Genomic DNA, 16,230 nt, shown 5'->3' on the forward strand with positions numbered 1-16,230 from the left:
GCGGTCCGGGTTCACATGTGCGAAGGCAGCCACAAGGCCAGCACCGGCAAGGCGATCACAAGCGCAACCTTGATGATGTCTACCCCGACAAAGGGCAGGACGCCGCGATAAATGGTGCCGAGACGTATGTCCTTGGCGATGGAATTGAGCATGAAGATGTTCATCCCGAACGGCGGTGTGATCATGCCCATCTCCACGCAGATCACGGTCAGCACGCCCCACCAAATCGGGTCATAGCCGCTCTGGACGATGAGGGGCAGGAAGATCGGCACGGTGATCACCATCATCGCATAGGAATCCATCACCATGCCGAGCACGAGATAGACCATAATGAGCAGGATCACCACGCCCAGCGGAGCCACGCCAAGGGAGACGATCCAATCCGAGACAACTGAGGGCACCTGGGTGAAGGCGACGAGGAACGAGAAGGTGACGGCGCCGAAGATCAGGGTGTAGATCAACGCGATCGTCGTCGTGTTTTCGGCCATGGCCTCCCATAGCCGGCCGCCACCAAGCTTGCCGCGGAACAGCGCGAACAGGAAGGCGCCACCCGCGCCCACCGAGGCCGCCTCGGCATCGGTGAAGATGCCGGTATAGATGCCCCCGATGACCAGTCCGAACAGCACCACCGCGCCCCAGCAGGCTTTGGCGGCCGCGAACAGTGCCGGGCCGTCGATGGCCGTGCCGTCCGGTGCCAGTTGTGGCCTGAACCTGAGCAAGGCCCAAATGGCCAACAGATAGAGCGCAATGGCGAGGATGGCAGGCACCAGGGCTGCCATGAACAGGCGGCCGATCGACTGTTCCGACAAAAGCGCGAACAGGATGAGGGCCGTCGAGGGGGGCACCAAGCTACCGAGAGTGCCGCCGGCAGCCACGGCCCCCGCGGCCAAGGCGGGGTCGTAATTGCGGGCCCGCATTTCGGGCAGTGCCACCTTGCCGAAGGTGGCGGCGGTCGCGAGCGAAGACCCGGTCAGCGCGCCGAAGCCGGCGGAACCGGCAATGGTGGCGTGGGCGAGACTGCCGTGCAGCGGCCTCAGCAATTCATGAGCGAAGCGGTAAATGTCGGCGGATAGCCCGGCCAGTGACGCGAAGGCGCCCATGAGCAGGAAGAGCGGCAGCACAGAAAGCGTGGGGCTGGTCAGGAACTTGCCCACCTCGCCGCCTATGACGGTGCCGGCCGGCGCGAAGCCCACCATGACGGAGATGCCGAAAAACCCGATCAGGCCCATCGCGGCGGCAAGGGGGACACCGAGCAGCATGATGACCCACATCAGGCCAAAGAAAACCAGCGCCATGACCGCCGGGTTGAGACTCTTGAGCCAGGCGTATCCTGGCAGCATTGTGATGCCGCCGGACCAGAGCGCCGCGGTGACCGCCACCATCGCGAAGGCCAGCAGCAAGATGACCACTTTTGTGGCGCGACGGGCGTCCGTCGTGGCTTCCGAAAAAGAATTGATCGCGTTCAAAGCCTGAATGGGCACGCACAACAGAACGAACCCCGCCATAGCGAAGTAAAAAGGCGCCACCGGCCAGCCCAGAATGATGGTGGTCTGGCCGCGGGCTCCGAAAGTGTGCGCCAGCTCGAACAGTTTGATCCCGATCAGCGCGATGAAGATGAGGAGCACGGTGGCGCCGGCAAACTTCAAGGCCTGCCCCAGTCTGGGGGGCATGAGACTGGTTGCGAGATCAACGGACAGGTGAACGCCACGCGCGCAGCCGAATGGCAGGCAGGCGGTTACCGCGACCGCCAACACCAGAAGCAGCACTTCGCTCAACCCCGTTATCGTGGTGTTGAGAATTGCCCGCATCGCCACATCCGCGATGGTCGCGAAGGCGATGCAGACGATCGTCAGGACCGCAACGGTCGCAAGCAGGCGGGTCGCCCTGTCGGTCGGCGCCAGGATCTGCCCCATGCGCATGCTTGCGACCATGCTCATTTCGCGATCTCGGCCTGGAATGCTTCGGCGATGGCCGCGCCGTCCTCGGTCCTGGCAACCCAGGCTTCACCCAGCGGCGTCAGTGCGTCGCGCCAGATCGCCAGTTCGGCCTCGGAGAGTTCGACGAGCTGGTTGTCGCCCTGGGCGGCCATGCCCTTGGCATTGGTGTTCCAATTGTCGAGGAAGCTCCCCATCTCCACCGCAAAGCTGTGACCCGAATTGGCGGCGATGGCCCGTTGGCCTGCCTCGGGAAGGGCGTCGAATTTGGCCTGGTTCATGATGAACATGCCGGGGTTCCCCCCCACCGAAACGTCGATATAGAAGTGCATCACCTCATTGAGGCGGAACGCGGGAACCGCGGTGAACGTCACGATCGCACCGTCGATGGTGCCGCGGCTGAGGGCCTGGTACCATTCGGGAATGCCGATATTGACCGGTGTCGCCCCCAAATTGCCGGCGGCGGCCTGCATTGTGGGATTTTGCGCGGTGATCTTGCGTCCACTCAGATTGGACAGGTCGTCGAGCGGTTCGGACAGCATCACCGACGCATTGGGGAAGGTGAAGAGCCCAAGCACCTTCACGTCCTGATACTCGCCGGTAATGGTGCCGTTTTCAAACAGCTCCTGCAAGGCACGCGACCCCTGTTCGGCGGTCTCGAACTGGAAAGGCTGCTCGACCACACCGCTCTTCGGATATTTGCCGGGATAATAGCCCTGGAAATCCCAGGCGATGTCAACAACGCCCGCCGCGACCCGGTCAAGCATCTGGCCTTCCTTGCCGAGCACCCCGCCGGGGATGAATTCGATCGTGATTGCACCATCGGCTGCGGCGTTCACCCGCTCGGCCCAGCCGGCGAAGACCTGGTTGATCAGGGCCGGCGCGGGTGCGGGCGAGGCCAGCTTGAGGTTGACGGTTTGCGCTGCTGCGGGCATGGCGAACATGCAGGCAACGGCACAGCAGGCGATTTGACTTTTGAGATTAATGCGCATTCTGGTCCTCCCGGTTTGACACGATTTCATATGTGCCGGACGTGCTTTCCCCCCGTTCTCCGTCCGGCGCCCACTCAGAACATTGTGGTCTCAAGGATGCGATTGACCGCATCGGCATGGCTGAAGAGCGGAATGTGTGCTGCCCCCTCGATCACTTCGCGCCGCGCACCTGCGATGGCACCGGCGAGAGCGCTCGCTGCTGCGGGCGGCGTCGCCAGGTCCTCGCTGCCCACGGCAACCACCGTCGTCGCGGTGATGGCGCCGGCCAGCGCGCGGCAATCGGCGCCGGCCAGTGCATCGCAGCCGGCCGCGTAGCCCTCGTCGCTGGTACGCCGCAGCATCTGCAACAGACCCGCGGACTCCACCGCGCCCAGCGCTCCTTGCGGCAGCCAGCGTTGATAGACATCCTCGGCAATCGAGGCCAGTCCATTGGCGCGCACGGTCCGGGCACGGTTGGTCCACATTTCCGGATTGGGCGTGGCAATGGTGCTGTCGAACAGCGCCAACGCGGTGAGGCGTTGCCCGGCGCGCGCGGCCGTGGCCTGCGCCACCAGCCCGCCGATCGAGATGCCGGCCAGTGCAAACTCCTTGATCTCGAGCGCATCGAGCATCGCCATGACGTCGGCGGCGAGGCGCTCGATGGTCAAAGGTTCGCGGCTCTCTTCGGAGAGCCCGTGACCGCGAAAATCGGGACGAATGACAAACCGACGCGACGAAAAGGCAGCCGCCTGCGCGTCCCACACCTGGGCGCAAGTACCCAGGGAATGGAGCAGCACCAAGGCTTGGGCCTGACGATCTCCGCCGACCTCTATATGTGCCAGATGTTCGTTTATACGCAGGAACACTGATTAAGCCTCCTCAATAGGGCTGATTGAGCTGGGCGAGCGCCTGTTCGACGACTCGCACCTGTTCGATTGGCGAGGTCACTGCTTTTTCCAGCCGCCCCAGAGTGAGTGATTTCTCCACAACCAGGGCGCAGCGCGGGTAACGGCGTTGCATGAACCGTGCGAGCGCGGCCTCGATGTTATCCTCCCCGGCCACGCACTCGCCGAGCACCACGCCGTCCTCCATCGCCATGCCGGCGCCTGAGGCCAGCTGAGGCGTGGTTGCGTGGGCAGCGTCCCCGATCAGCACGCAGCCCTGCCGATACCAGGGTGCGCGCAGGAAGATCGTTTCGAGCGGCCGCGCCACGATGCGAGAGCCCGCATTCAGCTCGGCCCTCAGATCGGCCACCACCCCGCCATAGGGCGCCATCAGTGCGTCGAGGTGGCGGTATTGGTCACCTTCGGGGCGGCGCTCGAACCGCTGCACCGGCTCGAGCAGGAACATATACATCTGGTCAGGCGACACCGGGTTGATGCCCACCTTGCTCGGCCCGCCGAGAAAATATGTGCGCCGCTCGATGGCGGGATGGCGGCTTGTCATCAGCCGCCAGCACACCTGTCCCACATAGTGCGGCTCGGGGGTGTCCGGGAACATCATCGCCCGCGTTGCGGAAAATATTCCGTCTGCTCCGACGACCAGATCATATGTGCCGGTGCTGCCATCGGTGAAGGTGACTTGGGTCGGGTGGCCCGGGATGAGCGATGCCACGCTGGTGCCCAGCGATACCCTTGGCGCCAGCAAACGCAGCCGCTCGGAAAGGATGCTGTGCAGCACGGGGCGCATGATTCCTCCGGCGCCAGGAACGCCGTTCAACGCCTCGCCGCGCGTCTCGATCTCGGCGACAGTGTTTCCCTGTGCGTCGCACACCAGAAGGCCGTCCGATGTATAACCCTCTGCGAGAACGCGATCGAGAATGCCGAGCCGCTTCATGACCCTCAGTGTCGGCCCGGTTATGGTGATGCCGGCGCCATAGACCTTCCATTCCGGATCCCTGTCGATGAGGTGCACCTTCATGCCGGATTCGCGCAACACGATGGCCGCCGACATGCCCGCGATCCCGCCTCCAATGACCAGCGCTTGTTTTGCCGCCGACATCGTCCGCTCCCCGAGGGTCAGACGACAAACCGGCCGATGCCGGGATGCCATTGGCCGACGATCCGGCAACAAGTTTGCCCGGACCGGGCGCGAACCGCCCCGCCCATGCCCGTGATCTCAGCCATGGCGGCCATCCGCGAGATTGGTCTTTGTGTCCAAGGCGCGTCCTCCCATGCGCACAGCCTAGGCGACATGAGCAAACGGTTCTGGTCTGCAAGCAAGGTGTTATTTGACTGAAAATCTGCAGTGGAAAGCAGGGTGCCGGTCTATTCCGCTCAACCTGTGATTTCCGCTGCATCATCTGGAGCGCTACGCGCCGTGGTCCATGCGGAACCACGCATCACATCCCAAGCCACCGAAAACGCGGCGCTATTCAGGGAAACTCATGGGAACAGGGAAACGTGCAGGGTGGGTTGCTGTGCCGTCAGTGCAATTCGAACTGGTCTCGGCATTCTGTCTCACTGCGCCGGTGGGTCTCAGGCGGCGGAAGTCAGCGATTGCCGGCAGATGACTTAGTCCGAGTCCACAAGCGTTTTCGCGCGCTCCACAAGCAGGTCCAACGTCGAATTGAGACTTCGGATTTCTTCGAGAGAAAAGCCTTCGGTCAGCACCTTGTTGCGATTGATGGCGGCGATGGTCAGATCGGCGTGCAGGGACAGACCCTTTGCGGTCAAGGTCACCTCAACCTCGCGCCGATCCCGGTCGCTTTGCCGTTTGGCCACGATGTCGCGCTCCGACAATCCCCGGATCGCCCGACTGATCTGGGCGGGGTCGAGAAGGGCGTGAAACGTCAACTCACGCACTGAAATCGGCTGGAACACACCGAGAAGCGTGATGATCTGCCATTCGACCCGACCGAGCCCGAACCGACTGCGCGCATCCTGAACCGCTGCACGGGTCAGGTATTTGGACAGTGTATTCACATGCGGAGCGACGAGATCGCCCGCACGAGGAAAGGAAGTTCTCGATTCGCTCATACCGGACAGTACTCTATTGCAGTCCCAGACGTTCTGAAGTGTGACAGGTAAACAGTCTGTCGAGTTCGGCAAATGAAGGCAATGGCTGCGCCTGTGGACGCCCGTTTCTGATCACCACACGATCATGTTGAGGTCTTGCCAGCAATTCTTCCATGCCGCGCGCCGAATACATGAGGAAATCGGCTGCATCACCGACTTTCAGGCGGGTATCGGCGCCCATCAGGCGAGCCGGGACCGTGGTCACGTTTTGCAGCCATTCCCCCGTATCGCCGGGCAGATGTGCCATCCGTGTCGCTTCGCGCAGAACTTCCAACAGGTCGTAGTCACCAAAAGGGTGAAAGGCATCTCCACAATTGTCGCTAGCCAGTCCCACAGCAATCCCGCGGGCTCTCGCTTCCGCGAGGGGTGCCACGCCGCGCCGTGCAGGTGTTCGATGTGCCTGCCGGTCCTGGAGCCAGGCATTCACCAGCGGCAGGCTCACTATGCTGATGCCAGCGTCAGCGCACCGGGACAGGATGGCTTCGCGCCGCACGTCTTCCATTTGCGACAGGCTACAGCAGTGTCCACAGGTCACACGACCATGCCATCCGTGTCGCAGGGTGCTTTCCGCCACAGAAAACAATGCGTTGGCGTACCGATCGAGGCTCTCGTCGACATGCAGGTCGATGTCGAGATCGTGGACCCGCGCATGCTCGAACAAGGCGTTCAACGCTTCGGCCAGCGCCTTGTCCTTCTCAGTTGCCGGCACGTTCCTCAGCACCGTAACTCCGCCCAGGAATGCGCCGTGGCGGGCCGCCTCTTTGACAAACGCCTCGGCGCCCTCTTCCAGATAGAAGCCGATCGGCGCCATCGCCACGAATTGCAGGTCAATCCGCCCCTTCCACTCCTGGCGCAGCGACGACATGACCTGCCAGACGGCCTGCCCCTGTGGTCCCAGCACATCGAGATGGGTGCGCATGAACGCGGTCCCATGCGCATGGGCACACCGAAGGGCGAAGTCGGCGCGGTGATAAAGATCCTCTTCGCTCCAGTTGCCGTGATCCGCAGCAGTGGCCTTGACGGCTCCCAACAGGCTGCATTCCGGATTGGCAGTCCGGCGGGCAATATGGGTTTTGTCGAGATGTGTGTGCATGTCGGCGAAAACCGGCAGGATCATGCCGCCCGCAAGGTCGTAGCCTTGTTCAGGGCCGCTGCCGGCAGGTTCAACCGTGGTGATCCTGCCGCCGGCGACGCAAAGATCGACCAGCGTCATGCCATCCGCCGCGACAGGTGTCCCCACTGGCACCGACAGCATATCGGCCGGAATGCGGGCCCGGCATAGCCGGAACCCGCTCGCGTTGGCTTCGATATATTCGACCAGACCGGGCACTACTTCTCGCGCTCCATGGCGCTTTCGTGCCACCGCCCCAGGATGCGCTGGGATATGAAGCTGGTCGCAAGGAAGATGAGCACGCCGGTCAGGGAGATCAGCAGCAGGGCCGCAAACATGCGCGGTGTCTGCAATTGATAGCTGGCCTCAAGGATACGGTAGGCGAGACCCGAACCCTGCCCGCTGGTTCCGGCCACGAATTCGGCAACGACTGCACCGGTCAGCGACAGGCCACCCGATATGCGCACCCCGGTGAGGAAGTATGGCATTGCTGAGGGCATGCGCAGCCGGAACAGTGTCTGGCGCGTTGTTGCACCGTAAAGCCGGAACATGTCCCTGAGGTTGTGATCGGAGCTGTTGAGGCCGACTGTCGTGTTCGAGAGGATCGGAAAGAATGCCACCAGCCAGGCGCAGGCCAGCAGGGCCAGTCGCACATTGTCGATCCAGATGATCAGCAAGGGTGCAATGGCGACCACCGGTGTCACCTGCATGATGACCGCATAGGGAAACAAGGTTGTCTCCACCGACCGGGACAGGCTGAACAGCACGGCGATCAGACCCCCGCCGAGGACGGCGCAGACGAAAGCCAGGCCGGTGATCTGCAAGGTGACCAGCAAGGCTTCCGACAACAGCCCCCAATCGTCGACAAGGGCATGATAGATCGCGACCGGACCGGGAAGGAGAAAGGGAGACACGTTGAGTGCCTGCACACATCCTTCCCAGACGATCAGGGTGAGAATGCCAAGGCCGATTGGCAGGCCAAAGCGCCGCAAGGGTGAAGTCTTGTTCATGATGCCATGGCCCTTTCCAGCGCCTCCGAAGCCCTGCGGCACAATTGCGCGTAGTCGGCGGAGGTTCTGAACTCCTCGCCGCGTGCCAGATCGGTCTCGATCGCAAGATCGTCGGAAACGCGTCCCGGACGGGCTGCCATCACGACTACCCGTTGCGACAGATAGACAGACTCGAACACGGAATGGGTGACGAAGACCGCTGTGAACCGCTTGGCCTGCCAGAGCGCCAGCAGGTCGTTGTTGAGCTTGAAGCGCGTGATCTCGTCGAGCGCGGCGAAGGGTTCATCGAGCAGGAGAATATCCGGCTCGGTGGTCAGCGCCCGCGCAAGCGATACGCGCATCCTCATTCCGCCCGACAATTCGCGCGGATAGGCATCGGCGAACCCTTCGAGGCCCACCTGGGCAAGAGCGTCCCTGGCGCGAGCATTTGCCTCGGCCGGCTTCACACCCGCCAGATCGAGGGGCAACCTGATATTGGCGAGGGCAGACCCCCAGGGCATCAGGGTCGGTTCCTGGAATACAAAGCCGATACGACCGGCTTCGCGGCTCCCCGTGACTTCGCCTTCGCTGGGATCGATCAGTCCTGCGATCATGCGCAGGACCGTGCTCTTTCCGCAGCCCGAGGGGCCGAGCAGGCTGACAAAGCTGCCCGGCTCCAGGTCGAGATTCAGCTTCGATACAGCTGTGGTACCATTGCTGAAGGTTTTGGAAATGCCGCGAAGCCTTACCGTGGCTTCGACCGCGGTGGTCGTTTCACTCACTGAAGCCCTACCCGGTTGTTCACGAACTGAAGGGTGTAAGCTTTGGAGATGTCGATATCGCCTGGCAAGGCACCGGCGGAGACCATGGTGTCGTAGAACTCGCGCCAGCGTTCGTCCGTCATGGCCCCGATGCCGAGCTCGGCTGCATCTTCGGCATCCACAAATCCGCCCTGCCGGATGGTTTCCAGCGCGAATTCGAGGACATCGTCCTCCATGTCCGGGTTGCGTTCCTTGATCAACGCATTGCCGGGCGAGGCGTCGCCATGCAGATAGTCCTGCCATCCTTCTATCGAGGCATCGATGAAACTTTGAACGAAGTCGGGCCGGTTTGCGATATCATCCTGCCGAGCCATGACATTGACCGCATAGGGCCGGTATCCATAGTCGTGCAGAAGAAATGCGACGGGGTTCTCGATGCCCGCCATATGCAGGGCGTGCGGCTCGTTGGTTGCATAGCCCTGCTGAATCGCCGTTTCGTCTGCGACGAAGGGTACAATCGAGAAGGTATAGGGCTTCACATTCTCATCGCTGAACCCGAACTCCTCGCGAAGGAACGGCCAGAACGTCGCCATGCCCAGCGCCCCGACATAGGCCGTGTGGCCGACCATGTCTTCAAGGCTCTCATATCCCTGCCCCGGATGGCCCACCATGATACGCGGGTCTTTCTGGAACATTGCCGCAACCGCGGCGATCGGAGCCCCTTCGCGCGCTGCGTTGAGGGCTGTTCCGCTGCTGCCGACGGTGAAATCTACCTTGCCGGCAATCAGTTGCTGGGCGGGGTTGCTTTGGGGATTACCCAGTTGAATTTCGACATTGAGGCCGTGCTTCTCGTAAAGGCCGGTCGCAAGGGCCTGAAAAAAGCCGCCGAATTCCGCCTCTGCGCGCCAGCCGATATAGAGCGTGGCGTCCTGAAGTTCGTCATCTGCCATTGCGGCGGATGTTGGCAGGCAGGCCGCGCCAATAGCGGCTGCCAGTGCGATGGTCTTGTGGAACATGTTGCTCCTCCCCGTTTGATGATCCACCCGTTTCCTCCCGGGCGGCTTTAGAAAAACACGCTGCAGTCAACCTCCTTCTCAAGTAGTCCGGCGCCCCTGAGCACCCCCGCCCAGCGCTCATACATCTCCCGGATTTCGGGAGCATCAATTGCGCAGGCATGAAGAAAACTCGTGCTGAGACCGATCTCGCGCACCAATGTCAGGTCCTGCCCCGTCTGCCGGGACATTGCATCGAGCCCCGCTTCGGGATCGGCATAAATCTGTTCGATTGCCTCGTTGAGGACAGCGTTGGTCTCGATGAACAACTCCGGATGGGCATCATAGGTTTCGCGGGTGGTCCACCAGTTGGACACGAGCGAGGGATTGCCCGTCGTCGCCATGGCCAGCGAACCACCGCCGAAAACCTCATCGACCGTTTTGCCCAGGCCGCGTCTGAGCATCATCGTCACAAAGGGTTCGACATTAACGGCAATGTCGATTTCACCGTCGGCCATGGCGTCGGCCATCCGGTGAAAAGGCATGGTGCGCCACTGGATGGCAGTCGCGTCGACACCATGCTTGTTGAACAGATAGAGTGGCCCGGAATGGGTAATCCCGCCATCGAGCGCGAACACGCCCAGCCTCTTGCCTTCAAAGTCCTTCGGCCTGGCGATCTCCACGCCGTTGGCCGCCACGATGTTCATGAAGTCGGCTTCGCGACCGCCATATGATCCGCGCAGGGCCGCAGCCGATATGAACCTTGTGTCGAGACCGAATTTCTCGCGCGCCATGATGGTGAGGGTCGGACCGGAGAAGGAAATGTCCATCCGGCCGGCACGCATGTCTTCTATCGCCTGGACGTTGGTGCGCGCGACAAATTCGGGCTCAATTCCATGCCGCCCGAACAGTCCCGTATCGATGGCATAGAACAGGGGCATCATGCCGACCATCGGGTCGGGATGGTGATCGATTCTCAACTTCATGACAGGCGGCACCCTTCACCCTGCACGTCGAGGGCAACCGACGATCGATCGCACCGGACCGTGCTTTGCGCTGACAAATTATTATATGATTTCATCATTTTTTATGAGGAGCGCCCTCAACATCATCCGCCCTAATCTGGGCTTTATGATGCGCATTGATCGCATTTCCCACCACTCCCTTCCCATATCAGTCTTCATTTTCATTGACTTTATCAATTATATTTTGACTGTCAATTGTCGGATCCAATGGATCAGTGGATTGGTGCGAAAGTCCCGTCGGCGGCGGGGGGTGTGGCGTGGTCGTCCCTGTCCTCAGATCGGGACGTTCCACGCGTCATAGCCATAGACCCAATCCGCGTTCCCGGCGGATTTGAGCCAGGTGTTGGCGCGCGAATTCTCCTGAACCCTGGCGGTCCGCGCCTGCCGCGCCGCGGCATATCGGGCGAGGCCGTCCTCGACATCGGCGGGCCCGGCCTTTTCGAGTGCCCGCGCCAGCACGATCGCATCCTCGATAGCCATGCACGCGCCCTGAGCCATAAAGGGCACCATGGGGTGTGCGGCGTCGCCGAGAATGGTCACCGGACCACTATTCCACCGCTCAAGCGGCTCCCGGACATAGAGCGCCGACTTGGTGACACTCTGGCAGGCGGCCAGAAGTGCGCGGACATCGGGATGGAAGCCGGCATAGACGCGCCGCAGTTCCTCGACGTCTCCGGCGACGGTCCAGCCTTCCTCCGTCCAATCGGACTGCGATGTGGTGGCGAACACAAAGGTCTCCTCCCCGCGAAGCAGCGGGAAGGTCACGACCTGGATATCCGGGGTCGGACCCCACCATTTCGTGAAGCAGTCGAGATTGGGCACATCGACCGCGTGCGTGGGCACAACGGCGCGATAGGAAACCAGCCCTGTGAACTCGGGGTCGTCCGGACCGAAAAGTGCTTCGCGCACGGCCGAGTGGATGCCGTCGGCCCCGATGACAACATCGAAACCGACCTGTTCTCCCGAGGCGAGAACGACCTGCGGTTTGCCGTCCTGCATCGCGACGCCCTCAACATGGCTGTCGAGCCGAATTCTTTGTGGTTCGACCATGTCCTCGAGCGCCCGCAACAAATCACCGCGATGGATGGTGAGTTGCGGCGCACCATAGGTTTCGGCCGCCGCCTCGCTCATGGGCAGGCGCGAGGTCTCCTCGCCGGTATCCCAGGTTCTGCTGATCCGGAACGCCGGCCGGGCCGCGGTCTCGCGAAGCCGGTCGCCCACACCCAGCCCGTCGAGACATTTGACGGCATTGGGCGTGAGATTGACGTCGGCGCCGATCCGCCGGAATTCGGGCGCCTGTTCGAAAACAGTCACATCGTGTCCGAACCGTGCAAGGGCTATGGCGGCACAAAAGCCACCCACGCCGCCACCGCAGATTCCGATATTCAATTGCGTCATATCCGTCTTCCTGGTCGTTCTGCGCGCTTCACTCACCTGCGGGAGGCCAATCGGCCCAGGGATGGGGCGCACCGCTTGTGTCGAGATAAACCGATTTCTGGGCCATATAGGCGAGAAGGCCCTGCCGGCCCTTTTCCCGGCCCATGCCGCTCATTCCCTCCCCGCCGAACGGCGCGGATATCGAGAACTGCTTGTAGGTGTTGACCCAGACCGTGCCTGAGGTAACCGATCGCGCCACCCGCCAGGCACGGGGAAGGTCCCTCGTCCATAGGCCGCATGCGAGGCCGTAGGCATTGTCATTGGCGCGGGCGATCACCTCATCATCGCCGGAGAAGGGCATGGCCGCGAGAACAGGGCCGAAAACCTCCTCACGGCAGATGAGGGCGTCGTTCGACACCTCGTCGATGATGGTGGGTTCGAAATAGGTGCCATCGGCATAGTGCGGACCTTCGGGCGCTCTGCCGCCGCAAAGCACACGCCCGCCCTCTTCGCGGGCCGCCTCGACAAAGCCGGCAACCGAAGCGCGCTGATCGGCATGCACCATGGGGGCGACCTGGGTCCGCGGGTCTTCCGGATGACCGATCCGAAGCTGCCGTGTGGCGGTGACGAGGCGGTCCATGAATTCCCCGTAGATCGCCTGCGCCACGAACAGGCGCGAACCGGCGATGCAGGACTGCCCGGTCGAGGAAAACACGCCGAACAGGATGCCGGCGATGGCCAGGTCGATATCCGCGTCCTCGAAGACAATGGTCGGCGACTTGCCGCCAAGCTCGAGGGAAATCGGCATCAGCTTTCGCGCGGCGATTTCGGCCAGTTTCAAGCCGGTGGAGGTGCCGCCGGTGAAGGAGACCTTGGCGACATCAGGATGTTCCACAAGCCGGTTGCCGACCTCCGAGCCGCTCCCCGGGAGGACCGAGAACAGCCCCGCCGGCAAACCGGCCTGCTCGACGATTTCAGCGAGCGCCAGGCTGGTCAACGGCGCCCAGGACGAGGGTTTGAGAATGATGGCGTTGCCCGCAGCGAGCGCGGGCGCGGCCTTTTGCGCGTCACTGGCGATGGGCGAGTTCCAGGGGGTAATCCCGGCAACGACGCCAAGGGGCTCGTGAACCGAAAGGCTGAGATACTCGCCGCGCGCGCTGGTGAGCTGTTCGTCATGGGTCTCGGCCACGGCGGCGAAATACCGGAAGGTGCCGGCAGCGGATCTGACGAGCGCCGTCGTTTCGCGCAGCGACTTCGAGGTGTCGCGCATTTGAATATAGGCCAGCCGCGACGCATCGGCTTCTATGGCATCCGCGATGCGGTAGAGATGACGGGCGCGCTCGAATGGCTTCAAGGCGCCCCACGCCTTCTGCGCCGTCGCGGCCCCGTCGACGGCATCGTCCGCATCCGATTGCGCGGCTCCTTTGAAGGTCAGGTTTTCCGTGCCATCCGCCGCAAATACGGAGCGGATGTCCCTCCCCTGGCCACGCCGCCACTCTCCGGCGACAAATATCTCCCCGCTGGGCATGTCATACGTCATTTGGCACCCTAGATGCTGATGTGGCTGGACCGGTTCAGGATCTCGCGCAAGGCGCTGAAGGCCGTCGTTGCCGAGGTCCGTGGCTGACCGGGCAGGCTGCGGCCCTCGATCGAGAACCGCAGCCTGCCGATGGCCGAAAAGGCCTCGATTTCGTGGATGTTCAGCTCGATCCCGGGATCGGCAATCAGCTTCACGGCTGTCTTTTCGAACCCGTTGCCGGCAAGCGCGATGGTGGCGGCGACATTGGCGTTCTTGGGAAAATTCAATGCCGCCTGCCTGGCGTCACCTTCGAAAATCACTTGGGGCGCCGTGAGCGCGTCGAGATCGACCGCATCGGGATCGACCGATCCTTTCCATGCGACGGGCGGCTTGCGCCCCGAATAGACCACCTTGTCGAGACCGGCGAGCCGATAGGCGGACAGCGCATCGAGGCCGCCGACGGCGCCCGGCGCAATCACGGCACGTGTTCCCCCACGGGCCGCAGCCTGCCTGACGGCATCGAACAAATGCAGGTCGGCCAATGCGCCGACCGACACGATGGCAGTCTCGATGCCGGCGGCGAGAATGTCGGGAACATATTCCGCCAATGCCGCCTGACCGGCACATTCAACAACGAAATCGGGCGTCGAGGCCGCCAGTTCGGCAGCCGACACCGCGACATTCGCGCGCCCCGGCCAGTTCACGGCCAGCCAGTCCCTGACCGTGTCGCACCGCTCCGGCCGACACAGAACCGTCAGACCGGGCTGCGCGGCATCGTTGCTTTTCGCGAGTTCAAGCAGCAGCATCTTGGCGATTGCGCCAATACCGATGACTCCGAGGTGCCGGACGGTCATGTCTGACCTCCAGCCGCCCCGGCCGGCGGACCGGCAAAGACCTGCGCAAACGGCCCGATGGCCAGCATATCGACCTCGATCAGGCAGGGTCCGGTGGTTCCGAGGGCATCGTCCAGCGCTTCGGGGAAGGCCTCGGCACTGCCGATCCGGCGGTGGGGCAAGTCGATCGACCGGCAAAGCTGCTCGAAATCCGGTGTCTTGAGCGCCGAATAGTGCCGGCGACCGCCATACTGGGCGTCCTGGATATTCCTGATGACCCCATAGGCCTGATCGTTCATCAACACGAAGACCAGATCGGCCTGTTCCTCGACGGCCGTGATCATCTCTGCCTGGCCCAGCATGGTGCCGCCATCGCCCAGCAGCACCACCGTCTTGGCGCCACTTCCGGCGAGTGCCGCGCCGACGCCCATGGCAACGCCCTGCCCAATGCCACCGCCAAGCGCATGGACGCCGTGTCGAGGATCGGCGATCTGCACATAACGATTGCCGAAGGTCGAGTTGCAGATGGTCACGTCGCGCACCCAGGGGTGCCCGCCTGCTGAGATCCGGGTCTGCAGCGTTTCCGCAATTTCCTGATAGGGGCCGAGTGCGGACCGCAACTCACCTTCGGACTGCGCGCGGGCGACCGCCACGTCGTAATGGAAGTTCCGGTCCACATCGAGCGCCTCAGGCAGTCGATCGATCAAAAGCGCCAGGGCCTCGCGAGCATCCGCATGGACAAACAGATCAACAGGATAGTTGCGGCCCGCCTGGGACGCATCCGCGTCGATCTGGATCAGGGGCGACGGCAGGGTCATGCGATTGTTATGGGTCTCGTTACCGCGCAATCGCGACCCCACAACCAGCATCAGGTCCGCCTGTCGGTAGATGCGTTGGGCCGCCGGCGTCATGTTGAATGCGCCCAGCGTCGAGGGATTGGTTTCCTCCACCACGGCGCGGCCATTGGTGCTGGTTACCGCCGTGAAGCCACGCCGCACGAGTTCGCGCGCTTCGACTGTCGCGCCACGCGCGCCTCCCCCAAGCCACAGCATCGGCCTGCGGGCATTTCGCACGCGCTGGGCCAAGTCATCGATTGCCGCAGTCGCAACGCCCGGCATGCTTACGCATGCCGGCCCCAATGCGGGGCGCGTGGTCATGTCCGAACGCTGGACATCGACGGGTATCTCGAAAGTGACCGGCCCCCGAGGCGCCGACAGGGCATCCGAGACCGCCGCAGCCAGCGCGCCCGGTGTTGCATCGGCGCTCCAGGCCCGAAAGTAGGATTTGGAGATCGCCCGGAGCATATCGGGCTGGCGCGGCACATCGTGGATGGCAGCCCGGTCGCGATCCGCGAATTCGAGGTCGACCTGGGTCGTGATATGCAGGAGCGGCGTTCCCGCCGTCAGCGCCTCCACCTGGGCGCCCGCCGCGTTGCCGGCGGCCGTTCCGGTTGAGGTGAGAACCACGCCGATTTCGCCGGAAACCCGCGCATAGGCGTCCGCCATGTTCATGGCGCCCGCCTCGCCCCGCGCAGGCACGAACCTGATCCGGTCTTCGGCGGCCAGAACATCGAGGATCGGCATATTGTGTATGGAGATGACGCCAAAAACCGTCGTCACACCGATATCTGCCATATAGCTGACGATGTAGTGGGCAACCGATTGCGTCACGTCCGGATTGGCGGTCGGCATAGACTGACTT

Annotated in this window: 14 protein-coding genes; all 14 read right to left on the minus strand. The window is 62.8% G+C overall.

Annotated features, from left to right (window positions below; genetic code table 11):
- Nucleotides 1-11 precede the first annotated feature (11 nt).
- Complete coding sequence (locus tag G489_RS0109410; RefSeq protein WP_081691491.1) at nt 12-1,937, minus strand: TRAP transporter large permease; 1,926 nt, start codon at nt 1,935-1,937, stop codon at nt 12-14.
- On the minus strand, nt 1,934-2,926 hold the full coding sequence (locus G489_RS0109415; RefSeq protein ID WP_029041340.1) for a TRAP transporter substrate-binding protein: 993 nt from the start codon (nt 2,924-2,926) through the stop codon (nt 1,934-1,936). The genes G489_RS0109410 and G489_RS0109415 overlap by 4 nt, the downstream gene beginning before the upstream one ends.
- Before the next feature lie 74 nt (nt 2,927-3,000).
- On the minus strand, nt 3,001-3,771 hold the full coding sequence (locus tag G489_RS19880; RefSeq protein WP_035872203.1) for an alpha/beta fold hydrolase: 771 nt from the start codon (nt 3,769-3,771) through the stop codon (nt 3,001-3,003).
- Nucleotides 3,772-3,784: 13 nt separating this feature from the next.
- Nucleotides 3,785-4,906: an FAD-dependent monooxygenase gene (locus G489_RS0109425; RefSeq protein WP_029041341.1), complete on the minus strand. Its 1,122-nt coding sequence runs from the start codon at nt 4,904-4,906 to the stop codon at nt 3,785-3,787.
- A 512-nt stretch (nt 4,907-5,418) separates the two neighbouring features.
- Nucleotides 5,419-5,883 carry a MarR family winged helix-turn-helix transcriptional regulator gene (locus G489_RS0109435; protein ID WP_029041342.1) on the minus strand — a complete coding sequence of 155 codons (465 nt, stop codon included), beginning with the start codon at nt 5,881-5,883 and terminating at the stop codon, nt 5,419-5,421.
- Between the two features lie 13 nt (nt 5,884-5,896).
- Complete coding sequence (locus tag G489_RS19885) at nt 5,897-7,252, minus strand: cytosine deaminase (protein ID WP_051332489.1); 1,356 nt, start codon at nt 7,250-7,252, stop codon at nt 5,897-5,899.
- On the minus strand, nt 7,252-8,043 hold the full coding sequence (locus G489_RS0109445; protein ID WP_029041343.1) for an ABC transporter permease: 792 nt from the start codon (nt 8,041-8,043) through the stop codon (nt 7,252-7,254). The genes G489_RS19885 and G489_RS0109445 overlap by 1 nt, the downstream gene beginning before the upstream one ends.
- Nucleotides 8,040-8,804 carry an ABC transporter ATP-binding protein gene (locus G489_RS0109450; RefSeq protein WP_029041344.1) on the minus strand — a complete coding sequence of 255 codons (765 nt, stop codon included), beginning with the start codon at nt 8,802-8,804 and terminating at the stop codon, nt 8,040-8,042. The genes G489_RS0109445 and G489_RS0109450 overlap by 4 nt, the downstream gene beginning before the upstream one ends.
- A complete protein-coding gene (locus tag G489_RS22750; protein WP_029041345.1) occupies nt 8,801-9,799 on the minus strand; it encodes an ABC transporter substrate-binding protein in 999 nt (332 codons plus the stop codon). Before G489_RS22750 ends, G489_RS0109450 begins: the two co-directional genes overlap by 4 nt.
- 47 nt (nt 9,800-9,846) lie before the next feature.
- A complete protein-coding gene (locus G489_RS0109460) occupies nt 9,847-10,761 on the minus strand; it encodes an ABC transporter substrate-binding protein (RefSeq protein ID WP_029041346.1) in 915 nt (304 codons plus the stop codon).
- A gap of 312 nt (nt 10,762-11,073) precedes the next feature.
- Nucleotides 11,074-12,198: an FAD-dependent monooxygenase gene (locus G489_RS0109470; protein ID WP_029041347.1), complete on the minus strand. Its 1,125-nt coding sequence runs from the start codon at nt 12,196-12,198 to the stop codon at nt 11,074-11,076.
- 28 nt (nt 12,199-12,226) lie between these two features.
- Complete coding sequence (locus tag G489_RS0109475; protein ID WP_029041348.1) at nt 12,227-13,717, minus strand: aldehyde dehydrogenase family protein; 1,491 nt, start codon at nt 13,715-13,717, stop codon at nt 12,227-12,229.
- 8 nt (nt 13,718-13,725) lie between these two features.
- A complete protein-coding gene (locus G489_RS0109480; RefSeq protein WP_029041349.1) occupies nt 13,726-14,550 on the minus strand; it encodes an aspartate dehydrogenase in 825 nt (274 codons plus the stop codon).
- Nucleotides 14,547-16,220 carry a thiamine pyrophosphate-binding protein gene (locus tag G489_RS0109485; RefSeq protein ID WP_029041350.1) on the minus strand — a complete coding sequence of 558 codons (1,674 nt, stop codon included), beginning with the start codon at nt 16,218-16,220 and terminating at the stop codon, nt 14,547-14,549. Before G489_RS0109485 ends, G489_RS0109480 begins: the two co-directional genes overlap by 4 nt.
- Nucleotides 16,221-16,230 lie beyond the last annotated feature (10 nt).

Source organism: Cucumibacter marinus DSM 18995 (genome assembly GCF_000429865.1).
GTDB classification, from domain to species: domain Bacteria; phylum Pseudomonadota; class Alphaproteobacteria; order Rhizobiales; family Devosiaceae; genus Cucumibacter; species Cucumibacter marinus.

Coding starts and splice junctions, on each gene's coding strand:
- G489_RS0109480 (WP_029041349.1), bottom strand. CDS start 14,550: ATGACCGTCCGGCACCTCGGAGTCATCGGTATTGGCGCAATCGCCAAG.
- G489_RS0109445 (WP_029041343.1), bottom strand. CDS start 8,043: ATGAACAAGACTTCACCCTTGCGGCGCTTTGGCCTGCCAATCGGCCTT.
- G489_RS0109475 (WP_029041348.1), bottom strand. CDS start 13,717: ATGACGTATGACATGCCCAGCGGGGAGATATTTGTCGCCGGAGAGTGG.
- G489_RS0109425 (WP_029041341.1), bottom strand. CDS start 4,906: ATGTCGGCGGCAAAACAAGCGCTGGTCATTGGAGGCGGGATCGCGGGC.
- G489_RS22750 (WP_029041345.1), bottom strand. CDS start 9,799: ATGTTCCACAAGACCATCGCACTGGCAGCCGCTATTGGCGCGGCCTGC.
- G489_RS0109460 (WP_029041346.1), bottom strand. CDS start 10,761: ATGAAGTTGAGAATCGATCACCATCCCGACCCGATGGTCGGCATGATG.
- G489_RS0109470 (WP_029041347.1), bottom strand. CDS start 12,198: ATGACGCAATTGAATATCGGAATCTGCGGTGGCGGCGTGGGTGGCTTT.
- G489_RS0109410 (WP_081691491.1), bottom strand. CDS start 1,937: ATGAGCATGGTCGCAAGCATGCGCATGGGGCAGATCCTGGCGCCGACC.
- G489_RS0109485 (WP_029041350.1), bottom strand. CDS start 16,220: ATGCCGACCGCCAATCCGGACGTGACGCAATCGGTTGCCCACTACATC.
- G489_RS0109435 (WP_029041342.1), bottom strand. CDS start 5,883: ATGAGCGAATCGAGAACTTCCTTTCCTCGTGCGGGCGATCTCGTCGCT.
- G489_RS0109415 (WP_029041340.1), bottom strand. CDS start 2,926: ATGCGCATTAATCTCAAAAGTCAAATCGCCTGCTGTGCCGTTGCCTGC.